10 protein-coding genes are annotated in these 13,165 nt (G+C 69.3%); 8 read left to right on the top strand and 2 right to left on the bottom strand.

Annotated elements, in window-relative coordinates; all coding sequences use genetic code 11:
- The first annotated feature begins 38 nt into the window (after positions 1–38).
- The 5 genes from glmM to AC5Y31_RS17765 all read left to right on the top strand — a co-directional run bounded on the left by glmM (position 39) and on the right by AC5Y31_RS17765 (position 3,756).
- Entirely contained in the window at positions 39–1,370 is a 1,332-nt protein-coding gene (gene glmM, locus AC5Y31_RS17785; protein WP_301633841.1) for a phosphoglucosamine mutase, read from the top strand.
- A gap of 46 nt (positions 1,371–1,416) precedes the next feature.
- Positions 1,417–1,719, top strand: a complete 303-nt coding sequence (locus tag AC5Y31_RS17780; protein WP_499981903.1) for a type VII secretion target — start codon at positions 1,417–1,419, stop codon at positions 1,717–1,719.
- 1 nt (position 1,720) lies between these two features.
- Complete coding sequence (locus tag AC5Y31_RS17775; protein WP_499981901.1) at positions 1,721–3,034, top strand: hypothetical protein; 1,314 nt, start codon at positions 1,721–1,723, stop codon at positions 3,032–3,034.
- 66 nt (positions 3,035–3,100) lie between these two features.
- Positions 3,101–3,328, top strand: a complete 228-nt coding sequence (locus AC5Y31_RS17770) for a CopG family transcriptional regulator (protein WP_499981900.1) — start codon at positions 3,101–3,103, stop codon at positions 3,326–3,328.
- Complete coding sequence (locus AC5Y31_RS17765; protein WP_499981898.1) at positions 3,325–3,756, top strand: TA system VapC family ribonuclease toxin; 432 nt, start codon at positions 3,325–3,327, stop codon at positions 3,754–3,756. Before AC5Y31_RS17770 ends, AC5Y31_RS17765 begins: the two co-directional genes overlap by 4 nt.
- Before the next feature lie 7 nt (positions 3,757–3,763).
- Here the strand turns inward: AC5Y31_RS17765 and AC5Y31_RS17760 are convergent, their stop codons facing one another.
- Together AC5Y31_RS17760 and AC5Y31_RS17755 are read right to left on the bottom strand one after the other, a co-directional pair.
- Positions 3,764–5,590 (bottom strand): fatty acyl-AMP ligase, encoded by a 1,827-nt coding sequence (locus AC5Y31_RS17760; protein ID WP_499981896.1) that lies wholly within the window; start codon positions 5,588–5,590, stop codon positions 3,764–3,766.
- A gap of 70 nt (positions 5,591–5,660) precedes the next feature.
- Positions 5,661–6,695, bottom strand: coding sequence for an LLM class F420-dependent oxidoreductase (locus AC5Y31_RS17755; RefSeq protein ID WP_499981894.1), 1,035 nt, complete (start codon positions 6,693–6,695; stop codon positions 5,661–5,663).
- Positions 6,696–7,320: 625 nt separating this feature from the next.
- Here AC5Y31_RS17755 and gjpA (AC5Y31_RS17750) point away from each other — a divergent pair.
- The 3 genes from gjpA (AC5Y31_RS17750) to gjpA (AC5Y31_RS17740) all read left to right on the top strand — a co-directional run bounded on the left by gjpA (AC5Y31_RS17750) (position 7,321) and on the right by gjpA (AC5Y31_RS17740) (position 13,115).
- Positions 7,321–8,499, top strand: a complete 1,179-nt coding sequence (gene gjpA, locus AC5Y31_RS17750; RefSeq protein WP_499981893.1) for an outer membrane porin GjpA — start codon at positions 7,321–7,323, stop codon at positions 8,497–8,499.
- Positions 8,500–8,578: 79 nt separating this feature from the next.
- Positions 8,579–11,341, top strand: coding sequence for a PGRS repeat-containing protein (locus tag AC5Y31_RS17745; protein ID WP_499981891.1), 2,763 nt, complete (start codon positions 8,579–8,581; stop codon positions 11,339–11,341).
- A gap of 598 nt (positions 11,342–11,939) precedes the next feature.
- Entirely contained in the window at positions 11,940–13,115 is a 1,176-nt protein-coding gene (gene gjpA / locus AC5Y31_RS17740; protein WP_499981889.1) for an outer membrane porin GjpA, read from the top strand.
- Positions 13,116–13,165 lie beyond the last annotated feature (50 nt).

Genomic DNA, 13,165 nt, shown 5'->3' with positions numbered 1-13,165 from the left:
ACCGGGAACACGCACGCTCGCGGCGATAAAGGATAGTTATGGGTCGACTTTTCGGCACCGACGGCGTCCGTGGGGTCGCCAACCGCGAATTGACCGCGGAACTGGCCATGGCGCTGGGCAGTGCGGCGGCCCAGCGGCTGTCCACCGGCACCGAGCGTCGGGTTGCCGTCGTGGGTCGCGACCCGCGGGCCAGCGGCGAGATGCTGGAAGCCGCGGTCATCGCCGGGCTGACCAGCCAAGGCGTCGACGCACTGCGGACCGGTGTGCTGCCCACACCCGCGGTGGCCTACCTGACCAGTGCTTATGAAGCCGACTTCGGGGTAATGATCTCCGCGTCGCACAACCCGATGCCCGACAACGGCATCAAGTTCTTCGGCCCGGGCGGCCACAAACTCGACGACGCCACCGAGGACCAGATCGAGGACCTGGTCGCCGCCGGGCCGGGGCTGCGACCGGTCGGCGCCGAGCTGGGCCGGGTGGTGGACGCCAAGGACGCCCTGGACTGCTACCTGCGCCACCTCGGCGAAACCCACCGCACCCGGCTGGACGGGCTGACCGTGGTGGTGGACTGCGCCCACGGCGCAGCGTTCCAGACGGCGCCGCGGGCCTACCGGGCCGCCGGTGCCACCGTGATCGCGATCAACGCCGATCCCGACGGGCTCAACATCAACGACGGCTGCGGCTCGACGCACCTGGAACCGCTGCGGGCGGCGGTGCTCGCGCACGGCGCGGACCTGGGCCTGGCCCACGACGGCGACGCCGACCGGTGCCTGGCCGTGGATGCCGCCGGTGAGGTCATCGACGGCGACGCCATCATGGTCGTGCTGGCGCTGGCCATGCGCGACGCCGGTGAACTGGCCGGCGACACCCTGGTCACGACGGTGATGAGCAATCTCGGTCTGCACTTGGCGATGCGTGAGGCGGGCATCGAGGTGCGCACCACCGACGTCGGCGACCGCTACGTGCTCGAACAGCTTCGGGCCGGCGGTTTCACCCTCGGCGGTGAACAGTCCGGTCACATCGTGCTGCCCCAAGTTGCCACCACCGGCGACGGCATCGTCACCGGCCTGCGCCTGATGGCGCGGATGGCGCAGACCGGCATCCCGCTGGCCGGTTTGGCCTCGGCGATGCGCACGCTGCCGCAGGTGCTGATCAACGTCGAAGTCACCGACAAGGCTGCCGCGATGGGCCGGCTGGCGGTGCGCACCGCACTGCAGCGTGCCGAGGAGGAGCTCGGCGAGACCGGACGAATCCTGTTGCGGCCCTCCGGGACCGAGCCGCTGATTCGAGTGATGGTGGAAGCGGCCGACGAGGACACCGCGCGCCAGATCGCGCTCGGTGTCGCCGAAACGGTACGCAGCCGACACTGAGCTGAATTCGGCGGAACCACAGCGGCTCCGGCACCGTCATACCCATATGGGACGACAACAGCTTTACCTCGACGTCGCCGCGCTGCACTCCGTGGCGGACTGCTTTGCAGCCGCCGCGGCCGATATCGATACCGCCATTCGAATCCGGCTGGGCGGCTTGGCGTTCGACGGTCGCGTCGCTGGGCGCGACCACGTCGCGGCGGGGGAGGAGATGCGCCGCGCGCTGGGCGGCTGGGCGAGCGAGCTGACGCGCTGGTCGCGGGCCAACACCGAGATCGCGGCGGCGTTGCGCGCAGGACTGGTGCGCTACGCACACGCCGAAACCTCCGCGGCGGATCGGGTCGGTTGAGGTGGCGCAGCAATACGACGTGGCCGGGCGGCTCGCCGAGGGTCGAGAGGCGTTGGCGCACAATCAAACCTACGTGTCGGCCTGCCATCGGCTCGGTTATCGCCATCCTGACCTCACCAGTTATGACGGGCAGCTCGCCGACTGCTACGACAGCGAAGCCGGCCTGGACCTGCGGCTGCTCGACGCCGACTGTGCGGCGCTGAGTTCGCTGGCCGACGCGGCCGACGATGCGCTGGGCCGGCAGCGCGCGCAGCTCGGCGAGTTCGCCACGGCCTGGCGCGGGCCGGGGGCTGAGGCCGCCGCGGCGTTCCTGCGCCGGCACTGTGATGCCGGTGCGCAGTTGACGGCCCGGTTGCGGGCGGCCGCCACTGGATGCGCGGTGCTGCGCGACGAGCTGTGGCGGCTGGTCGATAGCAAGGTGGCCGCGGTGCTGGCCCTCGACGATGGGGTCGGGGCCCAACGTCCGGCATGGCTGGCCGCCGCGCAGGCGGTGGATTCGGGCGCACACGACGAGCGCGCCACCGAGGTCATCGAGAAGCAGGTGATGCCCTACGTGGACAACAACGTTCGGGGCGTGTGGGTCTCGGCCGTGCGGCCGGCACGCGACGGGGCGGCGGCGGCCTACCGCAGCGCGACCGCGGCGGCCGATGCCGGGGCGGGGGTGCTCTTCGCGATTCCGGGTGATTTCGGGCCCGAGCGCCCGCCCGACGACCCGGCGCCGGTCGTCCCGGCGGCCATCGCCCCCGTTGCGGCAGACCTACCCCCGGCGGAGGCACCGGTGGCGGCGGGCGAGCGGTCGGGCGCCGCCGCGCCGGAACCCGCCGCCGCAGTCGACGACCTGCCGGTGGATCCGGGTTTGCCGCCCGGTCTCGGCCTGCCAGGCGATCTCGGTTTGCCGACGGGCGGGCTGCCGACCAGCGGTCTCGGCGGGCTTGGTGGACTCGGTGGGCTGATTCCTCGCCTGGCTGACGCCTTTGGTGATCCCGGCCTCGGTGAACCGTTCAACGACGCGGTCGAGGACACATCGGCGGCCGACGGCCATGACGCCGATGACCCCGAGGCTGAGCCCGCGGACGAGGACGACACCGACGCCGACGATCCCGCCGACGCCGAACTGGTCAACGACGCCGAGCCGGAATCAGAGCCGACAGCCGAGGAACCCGAACCGGCCACCGAGCAAGCCGAGCCGGCAGTCGAAGCGGGGGAAACCGAGAACGAGCCGACGTCCGAGCCGGCGCCCCAGCTGATGGCCGACGGCCCGTCCAAAACCCCCTGCGAGATCGCCGGCCAGGAGTTGCCGCAGGTGGGGCAGTGAACCACCAGGAGGCATGCACATGCCGATCTACTCGCATCATGATGCGAGCACTGTATGGTGGTAGGTGTGCGGACAACCGTGGTGATCGACAGCGATGTCGCTGCCGAGGTCGAACGGCTTCGGCGGGAGGGACTGGGTGTCAGCGAGGCGCTGAACCTGCTGGCGCGCCGCGGCATGGCCGCGCAGGCCAGTGCCCCCGCGGCTCCCTACCGGCATCGCACGGCACGGGTCGGACTGAAGGTCGACGTCACCAACGTGGCCGATGTGCTCGACCTACTTGATGACGACCGTTGATTGTCGACGCGAACCTCCTGTTGTACGCGGTCGATGAGGACAGCAGGCACAATGCGGCGGCCGCGGCATGGCTGGAGGAAACACTGCGCGGGCCCAACCGGGTCGGCCTGCCGTGGCAGACGATCGGCGCCTTCCTGCGCATCATCAGCCACCCCAGGGTCACCCAGAACCCGTTGAGCGCCTCTGACGCGTGGAGTCATGTCGCAGATTGGCTGGCGGTGCCCGTGGTGTGGATCCCGCCCGCGACCGAATCCACCGCTCAGATCTACGCCGGAATCTGCGCACAGGTCGACGTCACCGGCAACCTAGTGCCCGATGCCCAACTGGCCGCGCTGGCGATGGAACACGGCGTCGAACTCGCCTCCGCCGACTCCGACTTTCAGCGATTCCCCGGCCTGCGCTGGATCAATCCGCTGGATCCTCGCTGAACTCAGCTCACCCCTGTCGGCTTCCCCAAGTCTGCAGCGCTGAAGCGATTTTGGCGGCCGCCTCCAGCTGCTCGAGCGATAGCTCGTCGGCCGGGTTGCGCCGCCATTCGGCGACCACCGCCAGCGCCCCGTCGATGAACTGCTGGCGGGACTGGCCGCGCTGGATCTTGCCGCTGGACGTGGTCGGCAGCGAGACGTGGTGCACCAGAACCACGGCGTCGGCCGCGATGCCGTGGTGGGTGGCGACTGCGGTCCGGATTTTGTCGATGACGTCGTCCAAGTCGGTTTCGCCGGCCCGCGCACTGTCGACTTCGTGGACGACGACCAGTTGCTCGATGCCGCCTGGGGGAGCGTCCGTGGCGAACGCCGCACCCCGGCCCGACACCAGCACCGGGTCGCACTGCTGCACGGTGAACTCGATGTCGTTGGGGTAGTAGCGGTGCCCGTCGACGACGATCAGGTCCTTGCAGCGCCCGGTGGTGAAAAGCTCACCGGCGCATAGGAATCCGTAGTCTCCCGTGCGTAGGAACGGTCCGCGGTTCGGGTCGCCCGGAGCGGCCAGCCGCGCCCCGAACGTCGCCGCGGTCTCTTCGGGCCTGTTCCAGTAGCCCAGGGCGACATTGGGCCCGGCGACCCAGATCTCACCGACCTCGTCGGGTCCGCAGGGTTGGTGGGTCACCGGGTCGACGATGGCGACGTCGGATTGGCGCGGCTGACCGCAACCTACGAACGTCGCGGCGGCCGGGTCGTCGGGTGCGATGTCGACGATGCGGTCCTCGGCCAGTGCCACCCGATCGACATAGCGCACCCCCGGCATCCCGGTGGCGCAGCCGGCCGAGACCTGCAGGGTGGCCTCTGCCAGCCCGTACACCGGGTAGCACGACGAGATCTGGAAACCCGCCGGCGCAAAAGCATCGGCGAAGGCCGCCAGTGAGGTGGCGCGCACCGCCTCGGCGCCGTTCATGGCCACGGTCATGCAGGAAAGATCCAGTGCCGCACGCTCTTCCGGCGTACTGGTTTCCACGCACCGGTCGTAGGCGAAGTTCGGCGCGGCGGTGATCACGCCGCGATGCCGGGACACCAGTTCCAGCCACCGCATCGGGCGCTTGATGAACGCGGTCGGCGACATCAGCGCCGTGCTGGCGCCGATGTAGACCATGGACAAGATGCCACCGATGAGGCCCAGGTCGTGGTGGGGCGGCAGCCAGAAGACGCCCTTGGCGTTCTCGTCGCCGTTCCACGCCTGAGCGATGGCGTCGACGTTGTGCAGCACGTTGCCGTGGGACAGCAGCACACCCTTGGGGGAGCGGGTCGAACCCGAGGTGTATTGGATGGCGGCCGGAGAGTCGGCCCGGATGTCGGGGGCGACCCAGGTGTCGGGATCGGCGCCGGCGTCGGTGAAGAACCAATGCTCCGGTTCCCCGGGGATTCCGGCGACCGCGCTCCGGGTGGCCTGTTGGGTCTCGCCGGCGGTGAGCGCGAACTTCGCGGCGGCGTCCGGGACCACCACCTGCAGGCGCGGCGCCAGCTTCTGGTGCACGGGCACCGCGACGGCGCCGGCATACAGGCAGCCGAAGAAGCCGGCGATGAAGTCCAGACCCGGACGCACTAGCACCAGGACCCGCTCTCCGGCGACGTCGTGGCGCTGCAGGTTCGCCGCGATCGCCCGCGCCCGCAGGTCCAGCTCGCGGAAGCTCAGCTCACTGCGTCCCTCGTCGTCCCCGTTGTAGGAGAAGCTGAACGCGACCTTGTCGCCGAACCGCTCGGCTTGCCGTTGTAGCAGCTCAACCAGGGTTTCTGCGATGGGCGTGGTCACCGTGGGCGTGAAATCCATGGCCCTATCTTGGCCTGAGAGGTGTCCTGAGCCACAATCGGCCCACCCCGGTCAGGCGGTGGCACTCTTGTCAGGGCGTCAATGCGCGCAACTCCTCCACGTAGCGCAACGCCTCGCCCGGCTCGTTGGCCAGCGGGCCGGCCAGCAGCGTCGTGACGCCCGCCTCGCCGTATGCCGCGAGCCGCTCGGCAACGAATCCGCGCGGCCCGATCAACGAGGTGTGCCGCACCAACTCGTCGGGGACGGCGTTGATCGCCTCGGTCTTGCGCCCGGACAGGTACAGCTCTTGGATGCGGTCGGCCACCTCGCCGAAGCCGTACCGGGTGGCCAGGTTGTGGTAGAAGTTGCGGCCTTTGGCGCCCATCCCGCCGATGTAGAGCGCCAGTTGCGGTTTCGCCCACGCCAGCCGGTCATCGACGTCGTCGCCGATGGCCAAGGACACTCCGGCCATCACGTCAAGCGGGCCCAGCGCCGGGTCGCGTTTGGCCGCACCGGCTCTCAATGCGTCACCCCACACCTCAGCGGCGCGCTCCGGGTAGTAGAACACCGGCTGCCAGCCGTCGGCGATTTCGGCGGTCAGCTCGACGTTCTTTGGGCCCAATGCCGCGATCGAGATCGGAATACGTTCGCGCACTGGGTGATTGATCATCTTCAGTGGTTTGCCCAGTCCGGTGCCGCCCGGCAGCGGCAGCTGATAATGCTTGCCCTCAAAGCTGACCCGTTCCCGGCGCCACACCGCCCGGCAGATCTCCACGACCTCACGGGTGCGCCCCAGCGGGGCGTCGAACGGCACGCCGTGGAAGCCCTCCACCACCTGCGGCCCGGAGGTGCCGATCCCCAGCCGGAAGCGGCCGTCGGAGACGAAGTCCAGGCCGGCGGCCGTCATCGCCAGCAGGGCGGGGGTGCGGGTGTAGATCGGCAGGACGCCGGAGACGAGTTCCACGCGCGATGTCTTGGCGGCCAGATAGCCCAGCTGGCTGACCGCGTCGAAGGAGTACGCCTCCGCGACGGCGACCACGTCGATACCGACCCGCTCCAGTTCGACGACCTGCTCGGCCGCCTCTTTGAATCCGCCTGAATACCCGAGCTGTACACCAATTCGCATGGTTCACACATACCAGTGCGGGTGTCGGCGACGCGCCTATCGGTCCGGGGCTTTCAGCCATCTCTTACGCAAGAACGTGCAGCTCGCCGGGAAGCCGGGCTGTCCTCCGGGTTATCTCGCGTGGGAACGCCCGACGGAAGGTTCGTTGAGCGCCACTTGTCTCTTCGTCAGCGCCGCCGCGGGCGCTGATGGCGGTTGAGCCCCAGCGGTACCGACGGGCCAGCGTGGCGTCGGCGCCGCGGAGGGCCGGGTAATGGCGGTAGCTGAAAAACCCTCCGACCGTGCGCGGGTCCCACACGCGGACCCGACGGCCGGTGGGCGTCCGGCGCGTGCACTCCTATACACGCTCACGGCAAAAGCCGTTATCTAGCCGCTCTTACGAGGAGGAAAGTCCACAGCATTCCACCGGATTCTAAGTATACGCATAGTTTGACGATGGATATGCCGAGGCAAAGCCCCGCGAGCTTGGAAAACGCCGAAGATTTATTTGACGAAGATGCTTGTGTCTTAGCTTTCTCACGGTTAGTGTCTTGCTTCACATCAGTTAGTAAGTGTGAATTCAGGAACAACACGGCAGCGTCCGCCCCTTGAGGCGCTCGCCGAGGGCGGCACCTTACAAAAGGAGATGGCTGTGCAGCAAACCCTTCGCCCCTACGTCACCGCCGGTATCGCGATCGTCGGCTCTGGCCTGATCGCGGCTACCCCGGTGGCGACCCCGCTGGCGAATGTCCCCACCGTCCGAGATGTCGCACTCACGGCAGACGGCGGCCTGCCGGACCTGATGGCGCCGTGGACGGCGGTGTTCAACGAGGCATCGCAGAACGCGACCATCCTCACCCAGAACTACCTCATCGGCCCGGGGGTGGCGTTCCAGCAGTTCCTGGCCAACCAGACGCAGTTCTGGCAGTCGGTCCTGGACGACCCGTCCAAGATCCCGGACGTGATGCAGCAGATCCAGCACAACCTGGACGCGGTGATGACCGGCTACACGCTGCAGAACGCCTCGGCCGAGACCATCGCGACGGTGAACTTCCACACCCTGAGCGGGTCGGACCTGAACACCTTTGCCATCGGCCACGACCTGCTTTTCCAGTTGTTGCCGCAGTTCCTGCCCGCTGACATGGACACGTCGCTGATCACCCCGATCGTCAACTTCATGGCGTCGCCGCTGAGCGGCATCATCATGGGTGCGCTGGGGCCGTCGATCAGCCCGTGGATCGCGATGATGGACAGCATCCAAGACGGCGACAATCTCAACCAGATCATGGCGAGCTGGATGGACGGCTACCTCAACGGCGCCACGCTGGACCTGGGCTTCCTGCTCCCGCTGATCGCCGACTCCGGGTTCCTGCCGCCGGGCACCGAGATCACCGAGCTGAACTTCGCGCTGAGTGGTCTGCTGACCCCCGGTTCGGTAAGTGTGGGCCCCTACGAGGTGACCGACCAGGCGGGCAATCTCGTCGAGGTTCCCGCCGTCGGCGGATCGATGTTCAACGGCCTGGGCATCACGCTCACCACCAGCATCCTGCCCATCCCGATCGCGATCGAAGGCCACGCTGTCGGCCCGATCGCGGCCTGGGAGGCCTGGGGGCAGACCGCCGGCGCGCTGCTCGGCTCCGGCTGGACCGGCAAGGATCCCCTCCCCGTCAGCCCGCCGTGGCCCGGCATCAACTTCCCGACCCTGCCCGACGACTTCTTCGACGACGGTGGCGCCACCACGGACCCGGGCGACTCTGCGGCCAGTGCACTGGCCGGCTGGGACTTCGACGACATCATCAACGCACTGGTCGGCGGCGGAGCCTGAGCAACCGCTATCCCGACATTCCCTCTGACAACCTTCAACACTGCTTTTCAGAACCGCTTCACAGGAGAGGTGTTCGCAAATGAGTCGTCGTTCCAGCACCAGCCAGCCTGATAACACCGGATCGCGATACCGCAAGCGGGTGGTCGGCGCCACCAGTGCGGTGGGTGCGTTCCTGGCTTTCGGGATGGCCCCGTTAGCCGCGGCGCCCGCCGCGAACGCCGACGCCGATTTCGACCTGGGCGATCTTTTCGGCGATCTGTTCAGCTCGTGGTCCACGACCGACGCCGGTGATGCCGCCGCCACCTGGGACCTCGACGCACTGTTCGGCGGCGCAGGCAGCGCCGCCAGTGACCCGTTCTCATGGACCGGGATCATGGACCAGTGGTTCTACGAGCCGCTGCACGCTATGACCCAGCTCTGGATCACCAACCCGCTCGGCGAATCCATCAACGGGTGGATCAACGACTGGTCTGGCATGTACCTGATCGGCAACGGCGTTGCCGGCACCGAGGACTCACCCGACGGCGGTGACGGTGGCCTGTGGTTCGGTGACGGCGGTGCCGGGTGGACCAGCGACGAGGCGGGGGTGGCCGGCGGTGACGGCGGCTCCGCGCTCGGCTGGCTGGGCAACGGCGGTGACGGCGGCGCAGGCGGCGCCGGCGCGGCCGGCGGTGACGGTGGCGCCGGTGGCTGGTTCATGGGCCACGGTGGTGACGGCGGCGCCGGTGGCGCTGCTGTCGTGGCAGGTGGTTTCGGTGGTGCGGGCGGCGACGGTGGCGCCGCGGCCGCCTGGTTCTTCGGCAACGGCGGGGCCGGCGGGGCCGGCGCGGCCGGCATGGACGGCACCCAGAACGTCACCGGCACCGGTATGAGCGGTGGCCAGGGCGGCAACGGTGGCGCCGGCGGCCGCAGCGGCTACATGTTCGGCGACGGTGGCGCGGGCGGCGCGGGCGGCGCTGCCGGTAACGGTGGTAACGGCACGGCCGGCGACGTCGATGGCCTGCTCGGTGGCTCCGGAGGTAACGGCGGCAGCGGTGGCGCCGGCGGCGCCCGCGGCTCGGACTACTACGCCGGCGCGTTCTACGGCAGCGCCGGAGCGGCCGGTGACGGCGCAGACGGCGGCAATGGTGGCACCGGCGGTGCGGCGGCCACCGACGACAACGGCGATTACATCGGCCGTGGCGGTGACGGCGGCACCGGCGGTACCGGTGGCAGCGGCCTGCACGGCGGCAACGGTGGTACCGGTGGTACCGGTGGCGACGGCAACGGCCTCAACCCGTTCAACCCCACCTCCCCCTCCGGCTCTGGCGGTCAGGGCGGACTAGGTGGCGGCGGTGGTGCTTCGCTCGGAGCCAACACCGGCGGCAACGGCGGTGACGGCGGCAAGGGCGGCCTGGGCACCGTCGGATTCGGCGGTACCGGTGGCGGCGGCGGCTTCGGCGGCAGCAGTGACACCGGCAACGGCGGTGCCGGCGGCAACGGCGGGCACGGCGGCAACGGCGCGACCAATGACGACTCGGTCGCTACCACCGGCGGCAACGGCGGCTCCGGCGGCTACGGCGGTAGCAGCAACGGAGCCGGGACCGGCGGTGCGGGCGGTAACGGCGGAGCTGCCGGCGACGGCACGCTTCGCGGCGGCGACGGCGGTTCCGGCGGTGGGGGTGGCTACACCTCCGGCGGCGCCGGTGCCAACGGCGGCAACGGCGGCGCGGCGGGCAAGGGCCTGGGCTATAACGACGGCACCACCACGTGGAGCATCGGCGGCAATGGCGGCGCCGGCGGCGCCGGATCCGACGGCCAGAGTGCCACCGCCACCGGTGGGACCGGCGGTGTCGGCGCCAATGGTGCCGACGGCGCGACCGGCGCGGGCGTGGTCAGCGTCGGCGGTAACGGCGGCGCCGGCGGTGCCGCTGGCGGCAGCGCCGGCGGGACCGTCGGGGTGGCCGGTGCCGGTGGTGCCGGTGGTAACGGCACCGCATCCGGCGGTGACGGCGGCGTCGGCGGCGCCGGTGGCATGGGCAACCAGGGCCTCTCCAGCCACTCCGACGGTGGTACCGGCGGCGCCGGTGGTGCCGGCGGTAACAGCGGCGGCGTCGCCACCCCGACCAACACGCTCGGGATTGGCCCCAGTCGTGCCGGCAGCGGCGGTGCGGGTGGAGTCGGCGGCGGGTCCTACGCCGGGACTGCCGGCAACGGCGGCACCGGTGGTGTGGGCGGCGCCGGCGCAGGGTCGGTCGACGGTGGCACCGGCGGCGCGGGCGGTGCCGGAGGCGGCGGTGTCACCGGTGGTAACGGTGGGGTGGGCGGCGCCGGTGGCACCGCCTCGGCCGGTAACGGTGGGACCGGTGGTGCCGGTGGTGCGGGTGGTTACGCCAATCCCGGCGCGGAGGGTTCCAGCGGCATCCCGCTGCTGCCCGGCGGAGAAAACAAGGCCGGCGGTGACGGCGCCAACGGTGGCAACGGGGGCGTCGGCGGCCTCGGCGGAGTCGGCGGTGGCTCCACCAGTGGGACCGGCGGCAACGGTGGTGCCGGTGGTATGGGTGGCGCCGGCGGTGCGGGTGGCGCCGGCGGGCCCGGCGGCACCAACCCCGACACCGGCAACGGGTACGACGGCGGCGACGGCGGCGACGGCGGCGCCGGCGGGGCCGGTGGCGACGGCGGCGCTCACGGTACCGGCGGCGCCGGCAACGGTACCGGTGGCGCGGCCGGTGACGGTGGCGACGGTGGCGCGGCGGGTGCCGCTGGTCCGGGCGGTGCCGCTACCGGCACCGGCACGCCCGGTCAGGACGGCACCGCCGGTACTGCCGGCAACGACGGCGCGGCCGGCACGCCCGGTACGTAGCCGACGGCTGACAGCGACCACGGTCGCCGAGTCCACCCGGACTCGGCGACCGTGGTCGTTTCAGCGGAGCCCCTGTCCGCGCGACTATGCGTGTCCGCGGCCGACACACCGCCGGAAGCGCCGGATCTGTGCACGCTCACCGTTAGGCATTGACGCGCGGCCACCCGAATTTTTGCTGAGGTGATGGAACCGTTCAGCCACAGGCGGCCGCTTTTTTACAGCGCGGCTGAATCTCACCCCCCCCGGACGGTGCCTCGTCTGATGCTGCTCCGCGAGCGGGCTAGACGACCGGGTATTGGCTGGACCCCATGCTAGTAGTGCCGGCGAATAATTCTCAGCAGTTTCTTTTATTAGAGTTCGTTTCATGAAAGTAGACGAACGTTGACATAAGCGTAATTATGGAAGATTGCACCTAAAATCCGCACATAATCGCAGTTCAGCTGGACTAAATGGGGGCTCATCGCCAGCGCGTTTGTGCCGGGCGCCACAACCCCGGCCGCTTGTGCCCTCGGTTGCTTCTAAGTTTTGCTTCAGATAACTTGACTTACGGCCGAGACGCGCCTCAGGGCGCGGCGACGACTTCCAAGGAGATTTCTTGATGCAGCAAGCACTTCGTCCCTACGCCACCGCGGGTGTCGCGATCGTGGGCGCCGGCCTGGTGGCCGTCGCCCCGGCGGTCGCGCCGGTGTACACCGGCAGCATTTCCCGAGACGTGGCGCTGACCGCCGAAGGCTTCGGCTTCTCCGACTTCTTCGCCCCCTACGAAGCGGCCTACAACACTGCGCAGGACAACATCGCGCGGATGATGGCTTCTTACGACGCGGCGCCCAACATCGGGTTCACGCAGCTCTCGTCCCGCATGGAGGGGTACCTGCAGAGCATCCAGGACGACCCGTCGACCATCCCCGCGATGATGAACGCCATCCAGACGGACCTGAAAAATGCCTGGTCATCGCTGACGTTGATGAACGCCGACCAGGACACCATCAACGATGTCATCCGTCACACCATGGACAGCGAGTATCTGGTCGGCAACCTCAGCGGTGGGCACGAAGTCATCTTCAGCCAGGTTCCGGGCTTTCTTCCGGAAGACCAGGCCGAAACGCTCACCCCGATCATCAACTTCCTCGGGTCACCGATGAGCGCCGTCATGCTCGCCTCGGTGAGCCCCTTCATCGCCCCGGGGGTTGCGCTCGGCAACAGCCTGCAGGACTTCACCGACGCTCTGGAAAACGGGGACGCCTCTGCGGCGTTCCAGCACCTGCTGAACATCCCGGCGAGCATGTTCGACGCCTCACTCAACGGCGCCACGCTCAACCTGGATGCCCTGCTGCCGGCGATCAACGACGCGGGCCTCCTGCCAGGCGGTATGGAGATCACGCATCTCGACTTCGCCTTCGGCGGCTGGTTCAGCACCGGCGGTCACGTCACCGCCGATCCCATGCAGATGGTGGACGCCGACGGCAACGTGATCGCCGAAGCGCCCGCCTCCGGTGGCTCGATCTTCAACAGCATCGGGTTCGACATCTCCGGTATCCCGGTCGTCGGCGACCTGCACGCCCCGAGCGACGCGATCGGCCCGCTCGGCGCCTGGCTGGGTGTGTCGCAGGTGATCGCGTCGCAACTCGGTTGGGGCACGTGGGACGGCAAGGACCCGGTGTTCAGCATCCCGATGCCTGAGGGCTACGTCGTCGACGACGGCGGCGCGGGCGATGCGCTGGCGGACAGCTTCAGCTTCGGTGACCTGCTGGCGGACTTTGGCCTGGCCGGCTGATTCCATCCCGCCCGAACTTCCACTACCAGCGAACTTTTCATAGGAGAGGT

The sequence above is a fragment of the Mycobacterium sp. NGS18 genome, from assembly GCF_059813185.1.
The sequence above is the reverse complement of the archived record's forward strand: the minus strand, read 5'-3'. Positions and strand labels throughout refer to the sequence as shown.

What these genes read in the sequence shown, in the direction of transcription:
- gjpA (WP_499981889.1), top strand. Translation starts at nt 11,940, where the DNA reads ATGCAGCAAGCACTTCGTCCCTACGCCACCGCGGGTGTCGCGATCGTG.
- glmM (WP_301633841.1), top strand. Translation starts at nt 39, where the DNA reads ATGGGTCGACTTTTCGGCACCGACGGCGTCCGTGGGGTCGCCAACCGC.
- AC5Y31_RS17745 (WP_499981891.1), top strand. Translation starts at nt 8,579, where the DNA reads ATGAGTCGTCGTTCCAGCACCAGCCAGCCTGATAACACCGGATCGCGA.
- AC5Y31_RS17760 (WP_499981896.1), bottom strand. Translation starts at nt 5,590, where the DNA reads ATGGATTTCACGCCCACGGTGACCACGCCCATCGCAGAAACCCTGGTT.
- AC5Y31_RS17755 (WP_499981894.1), bottom strand. Translation starts at nt 6,695, where the DNA reads ATGCGAATTGGTGTACAGCTCGGGTATTCAGGCGGATTCAAAGAGGCG.
- gjpA (WP_499981893.1), top strand. Translation starts at nt 7,321, where the DNA reads ATGGCTGTGCAGCAAACCCTTCGCCCCTACGTCACCGCCGGTATCGCG.
- AC5Y31_RS17780 (WP_499981903.1), top strand. Translation starts at nt 1,417, where the DNA reads ATGGGACGACAACAGCTTTACCTCGACGTCGCCGCGCTGCACTCCGTG.